The sequence below is a fragment of the Lysobacter brunescens genome (assembly GCF_042677005.1).
In the GTDB taxonomy this organism is placed as follows: Bacteria; Pseudomonadota; Gammaproteobacteria; order Xanthomonadales; family Xanthomonadaceae; genus Lysobacter_I; species Lysobacter_I brunescens.
This window is the reverse complement of the sequence record NZ_JBHTIF010000002.1, coordinates 55,007-77,312: the sequence shown is the minus strand read 5'-3', so window position 1 is coordinate 77,312 and position 22,306 is coordinate 55,007. Positions and strand designations below refer to the sequence as shown.

General features: G+C 69.0%; 20 protein-coding genes. 5 read left to right on the top strand and 15 right to left on the bottom strand.

Going from position 1 to position 22,306, the window contains the following annotated elements; translation table 11 throughout:
- Positions 1-30: 30 nt before the first annotated feature.
- The 6 genes from ACFQ0E_RS12430 to ACFQ0E_RS12405 all read right to left on the bottom strand — a co-directional run bounded on the left by ACFQ0E_RS12430 (position 31) and on the right by ACFQ0E_RS12405 (position 5,123).
- Complete coding sequence (locus tag ACFQ0E_RS12430; RefSeq protein ID WP_386824757.1) at positions 31-639, bottom strand: HD domain-containing protein; 609 nt, start codon at positions 637-639, stop codon at positions 31-33.
- A gap of 53 nt (positions 640-692) precedes the next feature.
- The gene (locus tag ACFQ0E_RS12425) at positions 693-2,474 is read right to left on the bottom strand and encodes a GGDEF domain-containing protein (protein WP_386824265.1); all 1,782 of its coding nucleotides are present in this window, start codon (positions 2,472-2,474) and stop codon (positions 693-695) included.
- A gap of 31 nt (positions 2,475-2,505) precedes the next feature.
- Positions 2,506-2,850 (bottom strand): hypothetical protein, encoded by a 345-nt coding sequence (locus ACFQ0E_RS12420; RefSeq protein WP_386824264.1) that lies wholly within the window; start codon positions 2,848-2,850, stop codon positions 2,506-2,508.
- Between the two features lie 208 nt (positions 2,851-3,058).
- Entirely contained in the window at positions 3,059-3,937 is an 879-nt protein-coding gene (locus ACFQ0E_RS12415) for an SAM-dependent methyltransferase (RefSeq protein ID WP_386824262.1), read from the bottom strand.
- Positions 3,889-4,458, bottom strand: a complete 570-nt coding sequence (locus tag ACFQ0E_RS12410) for a GNAT family N-acetyltransferase (RefSeq protein ID WP_386824261.1) — start codon at positions 4,456-4,458, stop codon at positions 3,889-3,891. The genes ACFQ0E_RS12415 and ACFQ0E_RS12410 overlap by 49 nt, the downstream gene beginning before the upstream one ends.
- The gene (locus tag ACFQ0E_RS12405; RefSeq protein WP_386824259.1) at positions 4,455-5,123 is read right to left on the bottom strand and encodes a nitroreductase family protein; all 669 of its coding nucleotides are present in this window, start codon (positions 5,121-5,123) and stop codon (positions 4,455-4,457) included. The genes ACFQ0E_RS12410 and ACFQ0E_RS12405 overlap by 4 nt, the downstream gene beginning before the upstream one ends.
- A 117-nt stretch (positions 5,124-5,240) precedes the next feature.
- Here ACFQ0E_RS12405 and ACFQ0E_RS12400 point away from each other — a divergent pair, with 117 nt between their 5' ends.
- The 4 genes from ACFQ0E_RS12400 to ispA all read left to right on the top strand — a co-directional run bounded on the left by ACFQ0E_RS12400 (position 5,241) and on the right by ispA (position 8,637).
- Positions 5,241-5,984 (top strand): tetratricopeptide repeat protein, encoded by a 744-nt coding sequence (locus tag ACFQ0E_RS12400; RefSeq protein WP_386824257.1) that lies wholly within the window; start codon positions 5,241-5,243, stop codon positions 5,982-5,984.
- 76 nt (positions 5,985-6,060) lie between these two features.
- Positions 6,061-7,422 (top strand): tRNA lysidine(34) synthetase TilS, encoded by a 1,362-nt coding sequence (gene tilS / locus ACFQ0E_RS12395; protein WP_386824255.1) that lies wholly within the window; start codon positions 6,061-6,063, stop codon positions 7,420-7,422.
- 47 nt (positions 7,423-7,469) lie between these two features.
- Complete coding sequence (locus ACFQ0E_RS12390; RefSeq protein WP_386824253.1) at positions 7,470-7,742, top strand: exodeoxyribonuclease VII small subunit; 273 nt, start codon at positions 7,470-7,472, stop codon at positions 7,740-7,742.
- 16 nt (positions 7,743-7,758) lie between these two features.
- Positions 7,759-8,637, top strand: coding sequence for a (2E,6E)-farnesyl diphosphate synthase (gene ispA, locus ACFQ0E_RS12385; protein ID WP_386824755.1), 879 nt, complete (start codon positions 7,759-7,761; stop codon positions 8,635-8,637).
- Positions 8,638-8,715: 78 nt separating this feature from the next.
- Here ispA and ACFQ0E_RS12380 read toward each other — a convergent pair whose 3' ends face one another.
- From ACFQ0E_RS12380 to pmbA, 5 genes are all read right to left on the bottom strand, one after another.
- Positions 8,716-9,168 (bottom strand): DUF4870 domain-containing protein, encoded by a 453-nt coding sequence (locus ACFQ0E_RS12380; protein ID WP_386824251.1) that lies wholly within the window; start codon positions 9,166-9,168, stop codon positions 8,716-8,718.
- A 156-nt stretch (positions 9,169-9,324) separates the two neighbouring features.
- A complete protein-coding gene (locus ACFQ0E_RS12375; RefSeq protein ID WP_386824249.1) occupies positions 9,325-10,524 on the bottom strand; it encodes a DUF1501 domain-containing protein in 1,200 nt (399 codons plus the stop codon).
- Positions 10,524-11,960, bottom strand: coding sequence for a DUF1800 domain-containing protein (locus tag ACFQ0E_RS12370; RefSeq protein ID WP_386824247.1), 1,437 nt, complete (start codon positions 11,958-11,960; stop codon positions 10,524-10,526). Before ACFQ0E_RS12370 ends, ACFQ0E_RS12375 begins: the two co-directional genes overlap by 1 nt.
- 136 nt (positions 11,961-12,096) lie before the next feature.
- Positions 12,097-12,486 (bottom strand): DUF4870 domain-containing protein, encoded by a 390-nt coding sequence (locus ACFQ0E_RS12365; RefSeq protein ID WP_386824246.1) that lies wholly within the window; start codon positions 12,484-12,486, stop codon positions 12,097-12,099.
- A gap of 88 nt (positions 12,487-12,574) precedes the next feature.
- Complete coding sequence (pmbA, locus tag ACFQ0E_RS12360) at positions 12,575-13,954, bottom strand: metalloprotease PmbA (RefSeq protein ID WP_386824244.1); 1,380 nt, start codon at positions 13,952-13,954, stop codon at positions 12,575-12,577.
- A 20-nt stretch (positions 13,955-13,974) separates the two neighbouring features.
- Between pmbA and yjgA the strand changes: the two genes are divergently transcribed.
- On the top strand, positions 13,975-14,538 hold the full coding sequence (yjgA, locus tag ACFQ0E_RS12355; RefSeq protein ID WP_386824242.1) for a ribosome biogenesis factor YjgA: 564 nt from the start codon (positions 13,975-13,977) through the stop codon (positions 14,536-14,538).
- 26 nt (positions 14,539-14,564) lie between these two features.
- On the opposite strand, the gene tldD is transcribed toward yjgA, so the two are convergent.
- From tldD to ACFQ0E_RS12335, 4 genes are all read right to left on the bottom strand, one after another.
- The gene (tldD, locus tag ACFQ0E_RS12350) at positions 14,565-16,010 is read right to left on the bottom strand and encodes a metalloprotease TldD (protein WP_386824240.1); all 1,446 of its coding nucleotides are present in this window, start codon (positions 16,008-16,010) and stop codon (positions 14,565-14,567) included.
- 93 nt (positions 16,011-16,103) lie between these two features.
- The gene (locus tag ACFQ0E_RS12345) at positions 16,104-19,967 is read right to left on the bottom strand and encodes a YhdP family protein (RefSeq protein WP_386824238.1); all 3,864 of its coding nucleotides are present in this window, start codon (positions 19,965-19,967) and stop codon (positions 16,104-16,106) included.
- A 54-nt stretch (positions 19,968-20,021) separates the two neighbouring features.
- Positions 20,022-21,605 (bottom strand): Rne/Rng family ribonuclease, encoded by a 1,584-nt coding sequence (locus ACFQ0E_RS12340; protein ID WP_386824236.1) that lies wholly within the window; start codon positions 21,603-21,605, stop codon positions 20,022-20,024.
- A complete protein-coding gene (locus tag ACFQ0E_RS12335) occupies positions 21,602-22,207 on the bottom strand; it encodes a Maf family protein (RefSeq protein ID WP_386824234.1) in 606 nt (201 codons plus the stop codon). The genes ACFQ0E_RS12340 and ACFQ0E_RS12335 overlap by 4 nt, the downstream gene beginning before the upstream one ends.
- Between the last annotated feature and the right edge of the window lie 99 nt (positions 22,208-22,306).

Here is a 22,306-nt window from a genome sequence, read left to right as displayed (position 1 = left end):
CGGCCGGCGACCGGGCGCGACCGGAGCGGTTCAGCGCCCGGCGAGCGCTGCGGCCAGATTGACCCGCGCCCGGGCTTCGAGTCGCCCGTGGAAATGGTCGCTCAGGTAGATCCGTTCCGACGCCAGCAGGCGCCTGAAGAACTGTCGGCGCTTGATCCGGTACAGCCAGCGGGGCACGGCGCGGTACTCCTCGGCGATCTCCCGGTCGTAGGCGGCGAAGCGATCCGGGTCGGCGGCAAGGATGGCCATGTCGCAATCGAGGAAACGCCGCGCATCCTCGGCGTCGGGACCGTCGCCGAGCGCATCCCGGTCGATGGCGCCGTGGCGCGCGGTCAGCAGGATCAGCTCGGACACGCGGTTCGCGTCGATGGCGGTCGCCGGAGGCCATCGCGAGAGGTGTTCGACGGCCAGCTGGGCGGAGGCCGCCTCGTTGTCGCTGCGCCCGGGCACGTAGACGGCATCGTGATAGAGCACCGCGAAGAGCACTTCGCCCGGCCGGTGCCAGCCCGGACCATCGGCTACCGCGCGGTAATGGCCCAGCACTTCCCGCACATGACCGAAGTGGTGGTAGGCGCGCGGTGGATCGGCATAGGCCGCACGCAGGGCGTCAAGTTGATCTGCAGGCAGCTGACCGAGCAGTCCGTCTGCGCCGATATCGGCGACAGCCGAGTCCGGAGCCGGCGGCACCGCAGTCAGCGGTTGACCACCGACAGGCTCGGCGAACGGCGGGCGGAGCGATGGTCGGCAGCCGCTTCCGTGGTGTACGCGCAGACGCGGTTGCGGCCTTCGTTCTTGGCGCGATAGAGCATCTGGTCGGCGTGCGACAGCAGGCGCGACAGGTCGTAACCCGACTGCGCAGTCGAACTGACCCCGAAACTGCCGGTGACCACGAAGGAGTAACCGCAGTCGCGGGTATCGATCTGCGCCAGCTGGGCGCGGCAATCCTCGGCCAGTCGCGAAGCCCCCGCGAGATCGATGCCGCGCAGCAGCACCGCGAATTCCTCGCCGCCGATGCGGCCGATGTAGTCGACCTTGCGGCAATGCGCCGAACAGGTCTTGCCAACCTGCTTCAGCACCCAGTCGCCAGCACCATGGCCATAGGTGTCGTTGATCGCCTTGAAGTGGTCGAGATCGAACATGACCAGCGACGCCGGCTCGCCGGCGCGCGCCGCATCGACCAAGGCACGCTCGGACTTCTGCGTGAAGTAGTGCCGGTTGCCCAGCCCGGTCAGCGAATCGGTCTGCGCCAGCTTCTTCAGCTGCTGCTGATGGCGCTTGATCTGGAACGCCCAGAACACGATGCCCGCCAGCAGGATCGCCAGGAACAGCGTCGTCAGCTGCGCCTTCTGCGTATTCTCCCGCTCCAGCCGCTGCTGCGCCTGGAGGAGTTCGATTTCCTTGTTTTTCTGCTGCGTCTCGTGACGCACGATCTCGTACGCCAGCTCACGCGCCTTGACGTCGCTCTGGTGCGCCATCTGCGACTCGGCGTAGCGCTTGTAGAGTTCGAGGGCGACCGTGCCCTTTTCCTTGTTGGCCTGAATGCGATACAGGGTTCGATAGGCAGTAACCAGCGCAGCGGATGAGGCCACCTGCTTGCCGTATGAAACCGCCTCGTTGGCATGGGCCTCGGCAGCGGCAAAGTCCCCCGCATCGAATTTCAGTTCGGACAAAACGGCCCTGAAATCAGCGATGAGCCACGGGTACTTGGTACTTTCGACCTCTTGAAGCGCCCCATCCATGAGGGCAAGTGCATCCTGCAACTTCTGCTCTTTCGCCAACTTCTTCGCCAGAATGATCCTGACGAGATTCGCGCCGATCGGCTCCTTCGCTTCCGCACATTGCTGGATGATTCGACTGATTCCTTCGTTGCTGTCGGAAACCCTGGACAGCGCGAACTCCGACGACAACCGAGCGTGACTCACACCGCAACGGATGCGTGCCGACGGGCTGTCCTTGAGTATTTCCTTTGCGTAGCGGAGCGCAATCTCATGCTGCCCCATCTGATTGTAGATGACGGCAGCAGCACCCAGGCCTTCATGCCTGACCACCTTGCTCCGAACCGAATTGCGAATCTCAAGCGAGCGCTCGAGATAGCGCAAACCGGTCGTGAAGTCGCGATTGAGGGCTGCAGCGTTCGCAACCAGCGAGCCAGCCCTGAATTTCAAGGTAGGTTCGGCGTCGCCTTCGAAAAGGCGACGCGCGGTTTCAATTCCCGCCTTGATTTCATCCTTGTAAACGACTGCCTCGTAAGCACGCAGGTAGTCGTATCTCTGGAGCTGGGCAGCACTTGCCTCCTTTTTCCTCGACTCCATCTCCGCGAGCAATGCGGTGAATCGCGAAGAGTCGGAGCTGCGGTACTTTTCCGCGCTGTTCAAGAGCGCATCGAAGGATGCACCACCGCCCCCCTGCGCCATGGCAGACAGGGACGTTGCGAACAACAGTGCGCTTACAAACATCGCGCGGACAAAATCCATTTCTCACTCCAGAGTCATTTGGAACCGCCAATTACTCCTGCACGGGCGAATCTTCATCCGGCGCAGGAACATCAGCACCATCATCTTCGCGCGAGGGAGCCTGTTCATCCTGGTCGGGGGCGAATACAAAGCACAGCATCTGCGCCCGGCCATCCAGAACGTCACCGATATACTTCGAATCACGAGAACGAAGCGCGACACGCTCCTGTTCCTTGATTTCGAGCAACGAATCGATGGTCGACTCATACTCCGCGACCGACATCCGGGCCATCAGCGCATTGCTGCCCATCGACTCAAGAAACTGAATGACATTCGACACGTTGAGCCCCCATTTTCCAATAGATGTTTTACGAAGTTCGGACCGTTTGTCGGCCAAGCTGCCTGATGCAGGTGCAGTGGCGGGTAGGACATCGCACTCGATGCCAGACCCACGCAAACCGCATCATCCCCCAAGGCGACGCTCCGAGGCTAAGCCATGAATCCGGAAAGATCAACCGGGTCAATGACATACAGCACTGAACGAATGATCACTCTGATGTTTTCGTGACAACCCCAGACGCCCGGAACGGCAGGCTCATCCAGCGTTACGCCCCAGGATCCAGGGAGGATTCCAAGCGGGCAAGTTTCTCCAGCATGGCCTCGTTTCGGGCCATGGGGCGTGCCGGCGGCACCACCAAGGTGCTCTGGATGCGCAGATCCGCGTCGACCAGAGCCGAGAGCGGCACCCGCTCCATCCGGGGTTCGGCGATGGGCAGGGTGGCCGCTTCGTAGACGATGACTTCGTGATCGAGCGGATATCCTTCATCGACCAGCAGCTCGATCAGGAGCCGGCGGTGGGCCGGCCCGGTTCCGAAGCGGGACACGCTGCGGTCGCCGGCCACGCCGATCTGCCAGAGGATGAGGTAGGCGCTGGGATCCAGCCTGCGGTGGTAGAACATGAGCTGGCTCGCTTCGTAATGCTGGCATCCGTAGGTGCCAGGATCGATGGCCATGTCTGCATAGAGACAGTCCTCGGCCGAAATGCCGGCATGCATCTCGGCATTGAACCCTTCGCTGCGTGCCTGCGCGATGGCATGGTGGGGCACCTGGGCGAACACACCGGGATGCCCGTAGAACACACCACAGACGCGATGCCCGGCGCGCACCTCCGCCAGCATCGCCTCGATCATTTCGCGATAACTCTGGGTCCGCCGCTTGCCTTCTGCGTAGAACGGCTGGAGGCTGCGGACATCCGCGCGCATCTCCTGCACCCAACACTCGACGATCGCATCGGAGACCAAGGCAAACACGATATCGGCATGCTCGATCTCGCTGCGTGCGCGAGCTGTGATGTGGGCGCCCAGCATCATGCCGAGGCCGACGGCGACGAAACTCCCGGACGAAGACTCAGCGCCATGATGGGACATCAAAAACCTCAGGAAGATAACGGCGCCAGGGCCAAAGATGAAATTTTTCGACGCCATTGCTGTGAAGTCAGCATGCACATCTCGGTTCTCGAATCTTCACCCACCGATGACGAGAAGCCAAGGCAGGAGAACAACTCACGCGCGGCCGCATTCTGGCTCAGATGCCTGGCCGTCACCACATCGACACCGAAGCCCGCTTCATCGAAAATCGCATCGATCAAAGGGGTCAACAGCAACCTGCCCAATCCGCCGCGCTGCCTGTGCCGCAACAGCATGATGCCGATTTCGACTTGGCTGCGGCCCGGCCAGCTCAGTGCTGCGGACATGATGCCCAGCGGCGAAACGCCCGCACTCTCCACCGTATATGCCGCCCAATATCGGATCCTGCCGGCGTCCTCCAGATTCAAGGCAAGCGCTTTCCTGAACTGGGCTTCCGCCTCCTCCCTCCCCATCACAGGCCCGACATACCGCATCACCTCCGGATCTGTGTACAGCGCGAGGTAGAGGTCGAGGTCGTCTTCGCAGAGCAGGCGTGCCTTGACGCGTGGCGTTTCGAAAGCGAGGTCGGACGGGGTCACAGGAAGCTCGCGTAGGCGTCCAGGGGCAGGCGCTGGATCGCGGGGACGCGGCAGCCGGGGGCGGGATGGCCGACGACGAGCAGCAGGTAGGCCATTTCGTTCTTGGGCCGGCCGAGCAGGTCGTTGAGGAAGCCCATGGGGCTCGGGGTATGGGTGAGGGTGGCGAGGCCGGCGCGATGCAGGGCGGCGATCAGCATGCCGGTGGCGATGCCGACCGATTCGTGCGGGTAGTAGCGCTTGACCTTGTTGCCCTCGGCGTCGTGACCGAAGCGTTCGTAGAACACGCCGATCAGCCAGGGTGCGGTTTCGAGGAAGGGCTTCTCGGCGTCGGTCCCCAGCGGCGCCAGCGCATCGAGCCATTCCTCGGGTGCGCGGTGGGCGTAGAACTCCCGCTCCTCGGCTTCCGCGCCTTCGCGGATGAGGCGTTTCAGTTCGGGGTCGGCGACGGCGACGAAGCGCCAGGGCTGCTGGTTGGCGCCGCTGGGCGCGGTGCCAGCGGCTCGCAGGCAGTGTTCGATGACCTCGCGCGGCACCGGGGTGTCCGCGTAATCGCGGACGGTGCGTCGGCGGGACAGCTCGTCGGCGAAGTCGCGTGCGATGCCGACGCGCGCCTCGTCCGACAACGCGGGCATGGGCGGCAGGGCGATGGTCGAATGGTCGTGCATGACAGGGCCTGTCCTGTGGCGTGCCGGCACCATAGCAGGCAAGCGCGACACCGCAAGCCTTGGCGCCTCCGGTGACGCCACCTACACTCGCGGCCACGCCCACTCCCGGACCGCCCAATGCCCTTCGTCCTGCTCTCGCTGATCCTGCAGATCGCCTGCGCCGTGCACGTGGTGCGGACCGGCCGACCGATGTACTGGATCTTCCTGTTGCTGATCGGTTCGTACGTGGCGGTTGCGATCTATGTTTTCGCGGAGATCCTGCCCGGCCTGAAGGACAACCGCGCCGCGCGACGCGCGCTGCAGGGCGCGCGCGACCGCATCGACCCCGAGCGACACAAGCGCGCAGCGTCGCGCCAGCTGGAAGTCGCCGATACCCTGGAAAACCGTCAGCGCCTGGCCGACGAGAGCTACGACAGCGGCGATTATCAGCAGGCGGCGGAACTCTACCGCTCGGGCCTGCGCGGCCTGTACGCGACCGATCCGAACCTGATGCTGGGCCTGGCGAAATCGCAGTTCGCGCTGGAACTGGCGGGCGAGGCGCGCCAGACCCTGGACGCGCTGATTGCGGCGAATCCCGCCTTCCGCTCCAGCGAAGGCCACCTGCTGTACGCGCGTTGCCTGGAGGCGCTGGGCGACGTGCCCGGCGCCCTGCACGAATACGAGGCGCTGGTGGCGGGCTTTCCCGGCGAGGAGGCGCGCGTGCGCCACGGCCTGCTGCTCAAGCGCGAAGGACGTGCCGCCGAGGCCGATGCCGCGTTCGACGAGACCCTGCGCCGCTCGCGCGTGGCGCCGGGCTACTACCAGCGCGAACAGCGCGAGTGGATCGACCTGGCGTCGCGCGAGCGCAGCCCTCAGCGGTGACGGAGAGACAGCGACAGCCTGCGTTCCCGACGGCTGCCGCAAAGCCACCGCACAAGCCTTCGGCTAGCATGGCGGCATGCCTCACCGCACGACGCCCTCCCCCGCGCCGAATTCACGGACGACCCTGCGGACGATCCCGCAGACGGTGGCGTCCCCGGTGCTGGTCGCGTGGAGCGGCGGTCTGGATTCGACCGTGCTGCTGCACCTGCTCGCGCAGGATGCCGACGTACGCGGACGCGGCCTGCGTGCGGTGCATGTCCACCATGGGCTGCACCCGGAGGCGGATGCCTGGGCGGCGCATTGCGAGACACTTGCGCAGGCGTGGTCGGTGCCGCTGACCGTGGTCCGCGTCGACGTGGCGCGCGACAGCGGGCTGGGGCCGGAAGCGGCGGCGCGGCAGGTACGGCGCGCGGCCTTCGCCGCCGAGCTGCGCGAGGGGGAGTGTATGGCGCTGGCACAGCATCGCGACGACCAGGCGGAAACCTTCCTGCTGCGGGCACTGCGGGCCTCCGGGCCCGATGGCCTGGCCGCGATGCGCCCGTGGCGGAATTTCGCGAACGGCTGGATGTGGCGTCCGCTGCTCGACACGCCGCGTGCGGTGCTGCGCGCGCATGCAGACCAGCACGGCCTGCACTGGATCGAGGACCCGAGCAACGCCGACCCCGGATTCGACCGCAATTTCCTGCGCCTGAAGGTGATGCCCCTGCTGCGCGAACGCTGGCCGCATGCCGATGCCGCGCTGTCGCGCGCCGCGCAGCTGTCGGCGGAAGCCAGCGACATCCTCGGCGAACGCGATGGCGCGATCCTGGCCTCGGTGCGCGAGGAATTCGGCGCGGGGCTGTCGATCGCGGCATTGCGACTGCTCTCGCCTGCCCGGCGCGCGCGGCTGTTCCGCCACTGGGTGTCGACCCTCGGCTGGCCGCCACTGCCGGCCGAAGGCGTCGCGCGCATCGAGGCCGATCTGCTCGCACCCAGAGACGAGGTCCACGACCGCCTGCCCGGCTTCGCCTGGCACGGCGTGGAGATCCGCCGCTGGCGCGATGCGCTGCATGCCGTCGACGGGAACCACGACCTGCCGAAGGACTGGTCCTGCGCATGGGACGGCAGCGCGCCACTGGCCCTGCCCAACGGCGACACGCTGCGACTGGAGGGCGTCGCGCGCTTCCCCACGCCGTTGCGCGTGCATGCGCGCCAGGGCGGCGAGCGCATCCTGCTGCCCGGACGCGGACCGCAGCATCACAGCCTCAAGCACGTGCTGCAGGACATGGACATCGCCCCGTGGCACCGCTCGCGGATGCCGCTGCTGAGGACCGACGACGGCACCTTGCTCGCAGCCGGCGACCGCATCCGTTCGGCAGGTTTCGACCTCTGGATGCAGGCACACGATGCGTCGCTGGTCTGGACGCTGCGACGCGACCACGAAACCGCCGGGACGTGACGCGTCCCCCTGTCGGCAGTCGCCCTCACCCCTTACACTCCACCGCCATGGCCCGAAAAACCGCATCCGACGCCACCTCCGAGACCGCAGCGGACCGCTCGCCGGTGGCAGACTTCGAACAGTCGCTCGACGCGCTGGAACAGCTGGTCGAGAAGATGGAACAGGGGCAGATGAGCCTGGAGGAGTCGCTCGGCGCTTACGAGCGCGGCGTCGGCCTCTACCGCCGCTGCCAGCAGGCCCTCGAACACGCCGAACTGCGCGTGCGCCTGCTCACCGACCCGGAACAGCCCGACGGCGCCGAGCCCTTCGCCGATGCGTGAGCCGCCTCCGGCGGACATCGCGACCGCCCTCGCCCACTGGCGCCAGCGCGCCGACGATGTGCTGGAACAGGCATTGCGCGCGCATGCCCTCGGCGACACCCGCCTGCAGGCCGCGATGCGCCATGCCGCCCTGCTCGGCGGCAAGCGCATGCGCCCGCTGCTGGTCTATGCGACCGGACGCATGCTCGGCGCCAGCGATGCCGCGCTCGACGCACCGGCGAGCGCGGTCGAACTGATCCACGCCTATTCATTGGTCCACGACGACCTGCCGGCGATGGACGACGACGCCCTGCGTCGCGGCCAGCCGACGGTGCACGTGGCCTTCGACGAAGCGACCGCGATCCTCGCCGGCGATGCGCTGCAGACCCTGGCCTTCCGCCAACTGGCCGACGCCCCGGCGCCGGCCGAGGTGCGGATCGCGATGGTGCGCGAACTGGCCACCGCCAGCGGTGCGCTGGGGATGTGCGGCGGGCAGGCCTTCGATATCGATGCCACCGGGCGCGGCGGCGACATCGGCCTGGCGGAACTCGAACGCCTGCATGCGATGAAGACCGGCGCCCTGCTGCGCTGCGCGGTGCGCCTGGGCGCACTGGCCGGCGGCGCGGACATCACGACGCAGGCCGCGCTCGATCGCTATGCCGAAGCCCTGGGCCTTGCCTTCCAGATCCGCGACGACCTGCTCGACATCGAGGCGGACAGCGCCACCCTCGGCAAGACCGCCGGCAAGGACGTGGCGCAGAACAAGGCGACCTTCCCGGCCCTGCTCGGCGTGGACGGCTCGCGCGCACGACTGGCCGATCTGCGCGGGGTCATGGCGGACGCGATCGCGCCCTTCGGCGACGACGCGGCGGCGCTGGCCGAGCTGGCGCGCATGGTCGTCGAACGCAGCCACTGAGCGACATCCGGAAACGAAAAGGCCGGCACCGCATCGCGGCACCGGCCCCGGGTCTTTCGTCAGCGGGCGCCGCGCGCCTCAGAACAGGCGGAACGTCAGCGGATAGCGGTAGTCCTCGCCATTGAACGCCTTGACCGTGGCGATGATGCTGCACAGCAGCCACATCACCGCGATCACGCCCGCCGCCGCCAGCAGCGCGAGGCCGGCCGGGACGGTGACGATCGCGCCGATCCCGAGGGTGAAGATCGTCGCGCCGACCAGCACCACGGCGAGCGCGCAGGCCGCCAGCGCGTACAGCAGCATGCTGAGGTTGAAATTCAGCGCTTCCTTCGCATGCGCGGCCGCGAACGGATGACGATCGCGGACGATCAGCCAGACCACGAACGCCGCCACCGCGCCGGCGATGCCGGCCGACCAGCTGGTCAGGAACGCCGCGCCCATCGCGGCGAGGTGCGCGCCTGCGGCCCAGTTGCGGGCGCTGGCGTCGGATTCGCCGGACATGCCGGCATGGGCTTCCAGTACGTCGTTCATCGTGCATTCCTCCCGGGGATCGCCCCCGGACTGCGCGCCGGAACACCCGGCGCAGGATCAGGATGCGCCCGAATCGCGCCGGGACCATGCACCGGAAGGCACCCAACGAAGGTCATGGGTGGCATGCCCACCACCATCACGCCCGGATGGAACACCTCAGACCAGGCCGTCGAACGGCCGCACGCTGCGGCTGTCCGGGAAGACATGCGACTCGACCGCCGATTCGCGCAGGCCCAGGTGCCCGAGCAGGACGCCCTTGAAGACCGCACGCAGGTCGGTGGTCGCGCGCAGGTCGCGACCGTCCTGCAGGTCGGCCGTGGCCAGGCCGGGCCAGTTACCGGCGATGCGGCTGCCACGCACCGCGCCGCCAGCCAGCAGCGCCATGCCGCCGACGCCGTGATCGGTGCCGCTGCTGCCGTTCGCGGCCACGGTACGACCGAACTCGGTGACGACCAGGACGACAGTGCTGCGCCAGTCCTCGCCCAGGCCGTCGTGCAGCGCGCGCAGCCCGGCATCGAGTTCACCGAACTTGCGCGCCAGCGCGGCTTCCTGGCCGCGATGCGTGTCCCAGCCGGTGTCCTCGACGAAGGCGATGCGCGCGCCGTCCGTGCCCTGCAGCCTGCGTGCGGCGGCCGACATCGCATCCGGGAGGCGGAACGCACCCGCCGTGCCCGTACCCATGGCCATGTCCTGCGCCTGCATCGCATCGGCGAAGGCCGGCGCCAGACGCGCGTCCTCGGCGTACAGCGCCTGCAACTGTTGCATGAGCATCGCCGAGGGATCGCGCGGCAGCGGCGGCGACCAGATGTCGGCGCGCGTGGAACCGCGCATCGCCAGCGGCATCACCTGCGCGATGGCAACGCCTTCGGCGCCGGTCATCGCCTCGACGCAGCGACCGATCCAGCCATCGCGACGCCCGCCGGGCGCAGCAGTGCCGTTCTCCAGGCAATCCTGCGCATCGAAATGCGAACGCTGGCGATACGGCGGCGCGACCGCGACCAGCGGCAGCAGTTGCCGGCGCGCGAACAGGTCGTGTGCGAACGGCAGCGCCGGATGCAAACCGAAGCTGCCGTCCAGCGGTTTCGCGCCCTGCACCGCCAGCGCGCCGCGCGCACGGAGGTAATGCGGATCATCGCGTGGCGGCATCAGGTGCAGGCCATCCATCGCACCGCGCAGCAGCACCACGACCATGCGCGGCGCGGACATCGGCGCGGCCCAGGCCCCATGCGACCACACTGCGAGCGACGCGGTCGCACCGCCGAGGGCTGCGAGGAAACGGCGACGCGACATCACGAGGCGCGTCTTCTGCTCATGCTCGTCGGGAGCATGCTCGTTGAGATCATGCGCGTGGTGCATCACACCCTCCACTGGAACGCGGGACTGGAGAACAGCAGCGCGATGGCCTCGCGCGGCGAGCCGGCACGGCGCAGGCTGTCGCCGAGCAGGCCTGCCACGGCATCGGCGCCGAGCGCATCGAGGGCGATGGCCTGCGGCGCACGCGCATCGGATACGTGATCGGCGAGCAGGCCGGCGGCCTGCACGCGCTTGCGCAGGCTGTCGCCGCTGGCCCAGTCGTCGGCGGTGTCGGGGAACCCGGCCGGCGAGCGCGGCATGAAGGCCGGCTGGCCCAGCCCCTGCAGCAGCCGCACGAGGGCCTGCGGGCGTCGTTCGAGCGCGACGCCGCCTGCGCGCAGCGCCGACACAAGGAAATCCTGCGGCGTCTTGAACTTGCGCGCTTCGCCGGACCAGGCCGCGTCGTCGTCGATCATCGCCGCGTACAGCGCGCCGAGTTCGCCGCCGCTGCGCAGGTAGGCGGCGGCCATGCGCTCGACCAGCGCAGGCGGCGGCGCATCCGCGACCATGTGCCACGCGAGCTTGAACGCGAGATGCCGCGCGGTCGCCGGATGCAGGGCGAGATCACGCAGGATCGCGCGTCCCTGCGCCTCGCCGTCCTCGGCATAGCGACGACCGAGGACGGTGCGCGCGCCGGGCTCGTGCGCACCGGGACGGAACACATAGGCGGACGTGGCGCTGTCCCACTCGCGCGGCAACGGCGTGCCCCAGCCGGTGATGGCGCGCGCCAGTTCGACCACGTCCTGCTGCGCGTAGCCGCCGTCGACGCCCAGCGTGTGCAGTTCGAGGATCTCGCGCGCGAGGTTCTCGTTGAGGCCGAGCCGGCGCGGCGTTCCGTCGGTATCGCCACGGCGTGCGGCGCGGCGCTGCTGGCGCCGGACCAGCATCGACTCTTCGCCGACCGACGCGGCGTTGTCGAGATACAGCAGCATGCCCGGATGCGTCTCAACGGCCAGCAGCAGGTCGCGGAAATTGCCCAGCACGTGCGGGCGGATCGCCTCGCGCTCCATCGGCGCCGCGAGCAGCCGCGCGCTGTTCTTGTCGATCGAGATCGCGAAATGGTTCGACCAGAAATGCACCAGCCGCTCGACGAACGGGCGGTCGGTGATGGCGGCATGGCGATAACGCGCGGCGATGTCGTCCATCGCATCGCGGCGCAGCGCCTGCTGCATCGCGCCCGGGGGGGTGTCGTCGCCAGCATCGTTGCTGGCCGGGCTGTCGTCGTTGCGCTCGGCGCGGCGCGCGAGCCGGTAGGCCGTCTGCCGGCGCAGCAGCGCAACGCTGCCGGGCAGCCCGTCGAACATCCTGGGTGGCGGCACGGGCCGCAGCTGTGCACGCAGCCAGTCGCGCGCATCGAGCACGCGGTCGCGGTCGCCAGGCATCGCCCCTAGGCCGAAGCGGTTCAGTGCGGCGGTCTGCAGGGTCGCGTGCGTCGCCATGTCGGGCCCTCGTTCGGAGACCCTTCCGGAAACGCGTCGATGCCGGCCGAGTTGACCCGGGCCCGCACCGGTGATCCCCAAAACGAAAGACCCCCGGCAGGCCGGGGGTCTCCATGGTGCGGGATGCAGGAGGCGATCAGCTGATCAGGCGCAACGCGAACGGGTAGCGATACGCCTCGCCGTTGTTGGCCTTGATGCCGGCCATCACGGTGAGCACCAGCCAGGCGATGCCGACGATCGGGGCCAGGATCAGGCCGATCAGGACGAAGGTCAGCAGGAAGCAGATGATGCCGGCGATGACCATCGTGATGTTGAAGTTCAGCGCTTCCTTGGCCTGGTCGGCCGCGAAGGGCATGGTGTCCTTCTTGATCTGCCAGATCACCAGCGGCGCGATGATGTTGCCGAACGGGATGATGATGCCGCTCAAGACGCTCAGGTGGGCGATCATGCCCATCTGGCGCTCTTCGGCACCGGGCGACCCGGACGGCGCGCCCGGTGCGGAAGTGTATTGATCGAAATCGGACATGTCTGGGGCTCCCCGGTCGGTGGATGGATGAATGTCGCTGGCGTCGTGCCTGGCGCGCCATGCCAAGCGCGCCCGACGATGATAAACGTCAAACGCCGCCTGCGACGGTCATCCGGCCAACAAGGATGGATCCCACCGACATGTAGGAGCGGGGGTCGATGTCGCTGCCGATCGCTTCGATCGCCATGTACATGTCGCGCAGGTTGCCGGCGATGGTGATGCCGTCGACCGGATAAGCGATCTCGCCGTTCTCGACCAGGAAACCGGCCGCACCGCGCGAGTAGTCGCCTGTGATCGCGTTCACGCCCTGCCCCATCAGCTCGGTGACCAGCAGGCCGTTGCCCATCCCCCGCATCAGGTCGCGCAGATCGCCGGCATTCGCGTCGACCTCCAGGTTGAACACGCCGCCGGCATTGCCGGTGCTCTGGAGGCCCAGCTTGCGCGCCGAGTAGCTGTCCAGCAGGTAGCGACGCAGGATGCCGTCGCTGACCAGGTCGGATTCGCACGTGGCCACGCCTTCGGCATCGAACGAGGACGAGCGCAGGCCGCGCATCAGGAAGGGCCGTTCGCGCAGGCGGCACCAGCCGGGCAGCACCTGCGTGTCGATGCTGTCGAGCAGGAAGCTGGCGCGACGGTAGAGGGCGCCGCCGGACACGGCGTTGAGCAGCTGGCCGATCAGCGAGCGCGCCACCTCGGCCTGGAACAGCACCGGCATGTCGCCGGTGGCGAGCGTCCGCGGTTCGAGGCGCTCGACCGTGCGCTCGGCGGCTCGGCGACCGATGGCCTCGGGCGATTCCAGGTCTTCTCGGGCCAGCGCGGTGCTGTACCAGTAGTCGCGCTGCATGCCGTCGCCCTCGCCGGCGATGAGGCTGCAGAAGATGCTGTGCACCGTATCGCGCTCGCGGCCGAGGAAACCGTGGGAATTGGCATAGACGCCCACGGAGTCCTTGGTCGAGACACTGGCACCGTCCGAAAGGGAAATGCGCGCGTCGGCCTCGCGGCCGGCGGCTTCGCAGGCCAGTGCCAAGTCGATCGCGCCATCGGCATCCAGCGCCCAGGGGTGCCAGCTGTCGAATTCGCGCAGGTCGGTGGCCATGCGGTCGGCGTCGGCCAGACCGGAGGCCGGGTCGTCCTCGGTATGGCGCGCGATCGCGCAGGCCTGGGCGACCGTGGCCTCCAGGCTCTCCGGCCGCAGGTCGGCGGTGCTCGCGCTGCCCCTGCGCTGACCGAAGTAGACCGTGACGCCGATACTGCGGTCATGGGTGGATTCCACGCTGTCGACCGCGCCCATGCGCACGTTGACGTCGAGGCCGCGCCCCTCGTCGCACCTGACTTCGGCCTGGCTGGCGCCGTGCTGGCGCGCGCGCGCCAGCAGGTCCCGGGCCAGCTCGGACAAGCGATCCAGGCGGGCCTGGCCGTCGCCGCCGACGGCGGCCTGCGTGGGAAGAGGAGAATCGATGGCGTTCAATGCTTTATCCTGTGTCCACTATGCGTGGAAAAGATCCCGAAACCGGTGAGTTCCTGTCCCCCAGCCGCAGCCAGCAGCGGCGGGAGGCCCTTGAAGTGCTCGATCTGGCGCGGCAGCTGTCCGAAATGACGGCGCAGCAGGTGTCGAAACTGCCCGTGCCCGAGCGCCTCGTTCCCCACATCGACGAAACCCGTCGGATCACGTCGCACGGGGCGCACAAGCGCCAGCTGCAGTTCCTGGCCAAGCAGATGCGTCGCGAGGACGACGAGACGCTGGAGGCGATCCGCGATGCGCTCGACGTCAACGGCAATGCGGCGCGCGTGGAAGCGGCGATGCTGCATCGCGCCGAAGCCTGGCGCGAGCGCCTGATGGCCGACGGCGACGCGGCGCTGACCGAGCTGCTCGACGCCTACCCGACCGCCGACCGCCAGCACCTGCGCCAGCTCGCGCGCAACGCGCACGAGGAGCGTCTGAAGAACAAGCCGCCGCATGCGTTCCGCGAACTGTTCCGCGAGCTGCGCGAACTCTTCGCGGAGTCGCACGACGCGGATGGCGAGGGCGACGCGGAAGACGACGCCGACTGATGCCGTCGGCGTTGACGCGGACCGCCTCACGCCTTCGTCCCGCCCACCGTCAGCTGATCGATCAGCAGCGACGGCTGGCCCACGCCGACCGGCACGCTCTGCCCGTCCTTGCCGCAGGTGCCGACGCCATCGTCCAGGGCGAGGTCGTGGCCGATCATCGTCACTCGCTGCATCGTCTCCGGGCCGTTGCCGATCAGGGTCGCGCCCTTCACCGGCGCGGTGATCCTGCCATCTTCGATCAGATAGGCCTCGGTCGCGGAGAAGACATACTTGCCGCTGGTGATGTCGACCTGGCCGCCGCCGAAATTCACCGCGTACAGGCCCTTCTTCACCGAGCGGATCATGTCCTCGGGATCGTCCTGGCCGGCGAGCATGTAGGTGTTGGTCATGCGCGGCATGACCAGGTGCGCGAACGACTCGCGCCGGCCGTTGCCGGTCGGCGCCACGCCCATCAACCGGGCGTTGTGGGTGTCCTGCATGTAGCCGGCGAGGATGCCGTCCTCGATCAGCGTGGTGCAGCGCGTCGGCGTACCCTCGTCGTCGACGTTGAGCGAACCGCGGCGGCCCGGCAGGGTGCCATCGTCGACGATGGTCACGCCCGGCGAGGCCACGCGCTGGCCGATGCGGCCGGCGTAGGTCGAGGTGCCCTTGCGGTTGAAGTCGCCTTCCAGGCCGTGGCCGACGGCTTCGTGCAGCAGCACGCCCGGCCAGCCGCTGCCCAGCACCACCGGCATCACCCCGGCCGGGGCATCGACGGCCTCCAGGTTCACGAGCGCCTGGCGCAGGGCTTCGCGCGCGCAGCGCTCGGGACGGCCATCGGCGAGCAGCTCGGCGTAGCCGTGGCGTCCGCCGAAGCCTGACGACGCGGACTCGCGGCGACCGTTCTGTTCGACGATCACCTGCACGTTGAAGCGCACGAGCGGCCGGATGTCGCCGGCGACCACGCCGTCGCTGCGCGCGACCATCATGGTGTCGACGCCGCCGACCAGCGACACCACCACCTGCTTGACGCGAGGATCGGCGGCGCGCAGCACGCGGTCGACATGGCGCATGGCGTCGAGCTTGGCGGCGGTGTCGACGCTGTCGACCGGGTCCACGGGCGCGTACAGCTGAGTCGGTGTGCCGACGCGCACCGGCATGGCGTGCGGCCGGGCATCGCCGTCGCGCGAGATCGCGCGGGCCGATCGCGCGGCGACCAGCAACGCATCGGCGTTGATCTCGTCCGAATAGGCGAAACCGGTCTGTTCGCCGGAGATCGCGCGCACACCGACGCCCTGGTCGATCGAATGCGCGCCGTCCTTGACGATGCCGTCCTCCATCGTCCAGCTCTCGCGGCGGGCGTGCTGGAAGTAGAGGTCGCCGAAATCGATGCCCGGGCCCATCAGCTGGCCGAAGACGCGGTCGAGGCCGGCGTCGTCCAGCCCGGCGGGCGTGAGCAGGCGCGATTCGGAGAGCTGCAGCATCGAGGACATGTCGGGTTCCGGAGGACGTGAGGGGCGGGACTGCAGGAATGAGATGGCGACGCGGGTCGCCTGGATCAACCGGTCGCGATCAACCGGCCGCGATCAGCCGGAGTTCGGTGCGGGTCGCGCGGGGGTGCGCTCGATCACCTCGACCTTGGGATCCTTCCAGGGCCCGGTGACGCGGTAGTTCTTGGCCGTGGCCTGGCCCAATGGCTTCTGCAGCACGGCATTGGCGACCGCGCCGACCGCCGCCCCCACAGGGCCGCCGGCGATCGCACCGACCGCAGTAAGCAGGTTGCCGGCCTTGGGCAGTACTTCGATGGTCTGGTCGAAGGTCTGCGCGCGCAGGTTCGCCGCACCGCGGATGTTGATCGTGGCGGCGGGACCGTCGATGGCGAGATCGTCGCTGCGCGCGCTGCCGCCGGCGAACTGCACGATGCCCTCGAAGCGGTTGAAGGCGAAGCCCTTCGAGAAGAAATCGCGGAAATCCAGGGTCAGGCGGCGCGGCAGCTGGGCCACGCTTAGCAGGCCGAGCACGCGGCCGGTGCCGCCCGGCTCGATCTCGACCAGTCGACCATCCTTCACCGCGACCTTGAGGCTGCCTTCCAGCGACCCGAGCTGGAAGGCCATCGGCGTGCCGGGCCAGGCCGCATCGAAGCGCATCTCGCCCTTGCCGCCGGCGATGCGCCCGCCCAGGCCGGCGTCGGTCAGCAGCGCACCGAAATCCTCGCTGCCGAGCGTCGCTGAAAGACGCGTGCGTGCAGCGGCGCCGCGACCGGCCCACTCCCCGGTGACGTCGAGTCGACGCTTCGGCGCACGGGTCTGGAACTGCACGATCTCCATGCCGCTGGCGGTGGGACGCGAACGGAACTGCGCTTCGCCCAGCGCCGCCGCGCCCAGGCGCAGGTCGTCGACGCGCAGCTGGATCGCCGGCACGCTGGCGGGGTTGAAGTCGCCGGTGGCCGGCGCGGACGAGACGGCGGCCACGGCCGGCGCGGCCCGCCAGTGCAGGCGCTGCAGGCGGCCGGCGATCGTGCCGCCCTCGCCTTCGGGCAATTGCAGCGTGCCAGCCAGCGCCGGGCCGTCGAGCTGCGCGTTGAGCAGCGGACCTGCAGGCGACAGTTGCAGGCGGGTGTCGGGGAACTGCGCGCCGAGCAGGAGGAGGCGGTCGGCGACGACATCGACGCGACGCAGGGCCAGACCGCTGCCGCTGCCGCTGCTGCCGCCGCGCATCAGCACGACCCAGCCCAGCGCATCCAGCGTCGAGGCCCGGCCACCCAGCGCCAGTCCCGACGCCGGCGGCGCCTCGTCGACGCGATCCGTGCCGAACGCGGCGCGAATGCCCAGTTGCCCCTGCACGTGGCGGGCCCGCAGGGCCATGCGCTGGCCCAGGGCGATGCCGATGTCGCCCTTCTCGACCGGCAGGGCCAGATCGATGGTGCTCGGCAGCGCGACACCGGCGGCCTTGTCCAGCGGCGCCGGCAGGGCGAGCGTGGTCCCCACGAGGTCGGAACGCAGCTGCAGGCGGGACACGCCCGCCAGCGGCGAACGCGCGGCGGCACCGGCCGGCGTCGATGCCCCGGAGAGCGCCGACGACGGAATCGAGATCGCCGCCGTCCAGCGCGAGCGTCCGCCGACATGCGGCTTCAGCCAGGCCAGATCGGCGCTGCGCTCGAGCAGGTCGTCGGTGGTCATCGAGACATCGAGTTCGGCCTCGAAGCCCTGCCTGCGATCGCGGACGTGACCCGGTCCCGCGCGCAGCGACAGGCGCCCGTCCTGGCGGTCGTACTGGGCGCGCAGGCCTTCTGCGTCGAACCCATCCTGGTCGTAGCGTCCGGTGCCCTGCACGCCGGTGAAGGCGAGCTTCCATTCGCTTTCCGCCAGGCGCACGCCACGCAGGTCGATCTGGCCGTCGATGCGGCCTCGCGCGCCCTGCTGCTTCAGCGGCATGCGCAGCGAGAACCGCGTCGACGCCGGCCCGCTGGCGGACAGCTTGGCGAAGGTCGCGCCGTGCTCACGCTGCAGCGGACTGCGCTTGAGCAGATCAAGGAACTGCGCGGCATCGGCATCGGCGCGCGCATCGATGCCGAGCAGCGCGTCGCCGTAGTCGGCGATGCCCGCGCTGAACTCGCGTATGCCGACCTCGGCCAGCGCCGCCTTGCCGCCCACGGTGAAACCGTTGCCGATGAACGCCACGTCGGCATCCATGCGCGTCGCCTCCGGCCAGTCGGGCTGGAAGTGGATCACCGCGCCGCGAAGCGTGGCGCGCGCGTCGAACACGCCGGGCGCGGGCTTGCCGTCGTGCGGCTTGAACGGCCAGTGGTCGAGATCGCCGCTGACCACGGCGCGACCACCGGCCACCGTGCCATCGATGAGCGCGGTGTCCAGCCAGCGCACGACCTGCGGCGACATCACGTGTTTCGGCCAGAAGCGTTTCGCGACCGGCACGTGCGCATCGTGGATGTCGGCGGCGAGATCGATCACCGGACGCGTACCGTCGCCCTGGAACCACAGGCCGCCGCGGACATCGGCGCCGTAACCGACGCCGTCGATGCGCAGCGCGGGCGTGGCCACGCGCCAGCCGACGGTTTCGTCGCGCCACAGTGCCGCATCGCCGCCCAGGCGCACCACGTGCGGCGCACCGAATCCGGTCGGCCACAGGAAGCGCATCGGGGTCTTCGGATCGAAATGCAGCGTGTAGCCGTTGGCGTCGCCCAGCAGGCGGGCGCCGAAATCGTCCAGGCCCGGCGTGTGGCCGACACTGTCGAAGTGCAGGTCGCGGATCGTCGCCTCGGCACGCATGGCACCACCGCGCACGCCGCCGACGCGCACGCCTTCGAGCACGGCACCGGGCTTCGCCGCGAGCATCCAGCGACGCAGACCCGGATCGAGCCGGTCGCTCAGCGCGACCACCGCGAACAGCGGGCCCGCGTCGATGCGTTCCGCACGCAAGCCGTACTGGGCGCCGCCCGCCAGGACCAGGCCGTCGAGCACCTGCGGTCGATCGTCCTGCCCGGCATGCACCTGCAGTTCCGAGGCTTCGAGCCGCCAACCGTCAGGACGCATGCGCCAGTGCGCCAGCGCCTGCAGCCGCGCGAACGCAGCCACCGGCGCAGCGCGTCCATCGCCCGATGCGCTGCCGCGCAGACGCACGTCGCGCAGGTCGCCTTCGACGGCGATCGCAGTCACCTGGCGACGCTGCACGGTGGCCCAGGCTTCGGCCGACCCACGACCGGCATCGATGGTCACGCCACCGACGCGCAGCAGCGACGACCAGACCGACAGGTCGGTGCGCTTGGCCGCCGCGTAGAGACGGCCATCGCCGCGTTCGCGATCGAAATCCAGCACCGCGTCCAGCGGCGCGACGCCGGGCTTGCGCCACGCGCGGAGGCCGGCGCGCACGCGCTCGCCGCTCACCTGCAGGCGCACGTCCACTTCGGGCAGGGTGGTTTCGATGCCCAGCGACGGCGCGGAGATGCCCAGTCGCGCATCGATGACCTGCAGCTCGCCCAGGCCTTCCAGCGCGCTCAGCGGATCCTCGGTCTGCGCCTGCCCGGGCAGGCCGCGCACCTGCCAGCGCCCGTCATCGGCACGCTCCAGGGTCAGCGCGAGATTGCGCACGCGCAGTTCGGTGAACGAGCGACCGGGCAGCAGCCCGGCGTACTGCGAGACGAGGATCTCGGCCGCGCCGATCGACACCGCGTCCTTGCCCGCGCCCACGCGCAGGCCATCCAGGCGCAGCAGCGGACCGCGCCGCGTCCAGGCCGTTTCCACGGTATCGAACGTCACCGGCCGGCCGGCGCGCGCGCTCAGCCAGGCGGCGATCCTGTCGGGATGACGCTCGGCCATCGGCAGCACCTGGCTGACGATGCCCGCGACCAGCGCGAGCAGCACCAGAGACACTGCGGTGACGTACCACAGGCCACGACGCGCCAGGCGCAGGCGACGGCGCCAGGATGTCGGCATCAGCCGCGAGCTCCCGCGTCCGCCCACCGATCCCGGCAGCGGACGACGTCATGCTCAGAGCAGCACGACATCGAACTGCTCCTGGGTGTACTGCTCGTCCGCCTGGAAGCGGATGGTCTTGCCCAGGAATTCCTCCAGTTCGGCGACGGCGGCGGACTCCTCGTCGGTGATGCGCGCGACCACTTTCGGCGAGGCGATCACCAGCAGGCGTGCGGCCTCGAACTGGCGCACCGCGCGGGTGATCTCGCGGAAGATCTCGTAGGTCACGGTCTCGGCGGTCTTGAGCGTGCCGCGGCCACCGCACTCGTGGCAGGGTTCGCTGAGCTGGCGCTGCAGGCTCTCGATGGTGCGCTTGCGCGTCATCTCGACCAGGCCCAGCGGCGAGAAGTCGTAGACCGTGGTCTTGGCGTGGTCGCGCGCCAGCGACTTCTCCAGCGTGCGCAGCACCTGGCGGCGATGCTCGGGATCGACCATGTCGATGAAGTCGATGATGATGATCCCGCCGAGGTTGCGCAGGCGCAGTTGCCGCGCGACGGCCTGCGCCGCTTCCAGGTTGGTGCGGTAGACGGTCTCTTCGAGGTTGCGCTGGCCGAGGAACGAACCGGTGTTCACGTCGACCGTGGTCATCGCCTCGGTCTGGTCGATGACCAGGTAGCCGCCGGACTTCAGCGGCACCTCCTTGTCGAGCGCGCGCTGGATCTCGTCCTCCACGCCGTACAGGTCGAACACCGGGCGCGCGCCGCTGTAGTGCTCGATCTTCTCGGCCAGACCCGGCATGTACTGCGCAGCGAAGGTGCGCAGGCGGTCGCAGGTCTCGCGCGAATCGACCTTCACCTTCTCCACGTCGCGGCGGATCAGGTCGCGCACCGCGCGCATCGGCAGGGTCAGGTCTTCGTACACGCAGTGGCCGACGCGGGCCGTGCGTACGTTGTTCTCGATCAGCGCAAGCGCACGGCCGAGATAGGCGATGTCCTCGGCGATGGCTTCGGCAGGCTGGCCTTCGGCATTGGTGCGCACGATGTAGCCGTGCTGCGGCTGTCCGGCGGAGGCATCGGCGCTGGCCTGCGCGGACACCAGCGACTTCAGGCGCTGGCGCTCGGCCTCGTCCTCGATGCGCGAGGACACGCCGATCACCTTCGACTGCGGGAGCAGCACGAGGTAGCGCGACGGAATGCTGATCTGCGTGGTGAGCCGCGCACCCTTGCTGCCGATCGGATCCTTGACCACCTGGACCACGATTTCCTGGCCTTCGCGCAGCAGTTCGGTGATCGGCGGCACCGGCGCATGCCCGTTGCCATTGCCGTTGCCGTTCGCCTGCGGCACCACGGCAGGCGGCGCGGTCGCGGCGCCGTCCTGCTCCAGCGGCGGCTCGGTGGCCGCCAGCGCGGTATCGATGACCGGCGCGATGGCGGAACGGAAGATGTCGTTGGCGTGCAGGAATGCGGCGCGATCCAGGCCGATCTCGACGAAGGCCGCCTGCATGCCGGGCATCACCCGCTGCACCTTGCCCTTGTAGATGTTGCCGACCACGCCTCGGCGCCAGCCGCGCTCGATGTGCAGTTCCTGCAGCATGCCGTTCTCGACCACCGCAACGCGGGTCTCGCGCGGGGTGACGTTGACCAGGATCTCCTCGGTCATGGCGCGGCCTCCATGCGGCGGGACGCGCCCGAAGGCGGGAACAGGCCGAATTCGCGCAGCAGGCGCGCGGTCTCGAACAGCGGCAGTCCCATCACCCCGGACTGGCTGCCGGACAGATGCGCGACGAAGGCCTGGGCCATGCCCTGGATGGCGTAGGCGCCCGCCTTGCCATCCCATTCGCCGGTCGCGAGGTAGGCGGCGATGTCGGCATCGGACAGTTCGGCGAAGCGCACTTCCGACTCGGACACCGCATGCAGCTCGCGTCCGGCCGAGACCAGCGACAGCGCCGAGATCACCCGATGCGTGCGCCCGGACAGGCTGCGCAGCATGTCGGCGGCATCGGCGGCATCGGCGGGCTTGCCGTAGATGCGGTCGCCGAGGATCACCTCTGTATCCGCGCCCAGGACCAAGGCGTCAGGCTGACCGACGACCTTCAGCAGGCCGGCGCCGGCCTTTTCGCGCGCGACCCGGCGGACGTAGTCCTCCGGCGGTTCGCCAGCGGCGGGGTGTTCGGGAATGTCGAGGTCGAGGATGCCGAAGTCGAGTCCGAGCATCCTTAACAATTCGCGACGGCGGGGTGATTTCGAGGCGAGATGCAGCATGCGGGTAGGATACCCTGCGCAGCGTCACCACCCGTACGGGAACATGGACAACCCCGACCGGGCTCACAGGACGTTCACTCCCCGGCCCACCCACAAGGA

Excerpts from the sequence above, each read along its gene's own strand:
- ACFQ0E_RS12425 (WP_386824265.1), bottom strand. The coding sequence starts at position 2,474 with ATGGATTTTGTCCGCGCGATGTTTGTAAGCGCACTGTTGTTCGCAACG.
- ACFQ0E_RS12415 (WP_386824262.1), bottom strand. The coding sequence starts at position 3,937 with ATGGCGTCGAAAAATTTCATCTTTGGCCCTGGCGCCGTTATCTTCCTG.
- ACFQ0E_RS12405 (WP_386824259.1), bottom strand. The coding sequence starts at position 5,123 with ATGCACGACCATTCGACCATCGCCCTGCCGCCCATGCCCGCGTTGTCG.
- ACFQ0E_RS12400 (WP_386824257.1), top strand. The coding sequence starts at position 5,241 with ATGCCCTTCGTCCTGCTCTCGCTGATCCTGCAGATCGCCTGCGCCGTG.
- tilS (WP_386824255.1), top strand. The coding sequence starts at position 6,061 with ATGCCTCACCGCACGACGCCCTCCCCCGCGCCGAATTCACGGACGACC.
- ACFQ0E_RS12390 (WP_386824253.1), top strand. The coding sequence starts at position 7,470 with ATGGCCCGAAAAACCGCATCCGACGCCACCTCCGAGACCGCAGCGGAC.
- ACFQ0E_RS12380 (WP_386824251.1), bottom strand. The coding sequence starts at position 9,168 with ATGAACGACGTACTGGAAGCCCATGCCGGCATGTCCGGCGAATCCGAC.
- ACFQ0E_RS12375 (WP_386824249.1), bottom strand. The coding sequence starts at position 10,524 with ATGCACCACGCGCATGATCTCAACGAGCATGCTCCCGACGAGCATGAG.
- ACFQ0E_RS12370 (WP_386824247.1), bottom strand. The coding sequence starts at position 11,960 with ATGGCGACGCACGCGACCCTGCAGACCGCCGCACTGAACCGCTTCGGC.
- ACFQ0E_RS12365 (WP_386824246.1), bottom strand. The coding sequence starts at position 12,486 with ATGTCCGATTTCGATCAATACACTTCCGCACCGGGCGCGCCGTCCGGG.
- yjgA (WP_386824242.1), top strand. The coding sequence starts at position 13,975 with ATGCGTGGAAAAGATCCCGAAACCGGTGAGTTCCTGTCCCCCAGCCGC.
- tldD (WP_386824240.1), bottom strand. The coding sequence starts at position 16,010 with ATGTCCTCGATGCTGCAGCTCTCCGAATCGCGCCTGCTCACGCCCGCC.
- ACFQ0E_RS12345 (WP_386824238.1), bottom strand. The coding sequence starts at position 19,967 with ATGCCGACATCCTGGCGCCGTCGCCTGCGCCTGGCGCGTCGTGGCCTG.
- ACFQ0E_RS12340 (WP_386824236.1), bottom strand. The coding sequence starts at position 21,605 with ATGACCGAGGAGATCCTGGTCAACGTCACCCCGCGCGAGACCCGCGTT.
- ACFQ0E_RS12335 (WP_386824234.1), bottom strand. The coding sequence starts at position 22,207 with ATGCTGCATCTCGCCTCGAAATCACCCCGCCGTCGCGAATTGTTAAGG.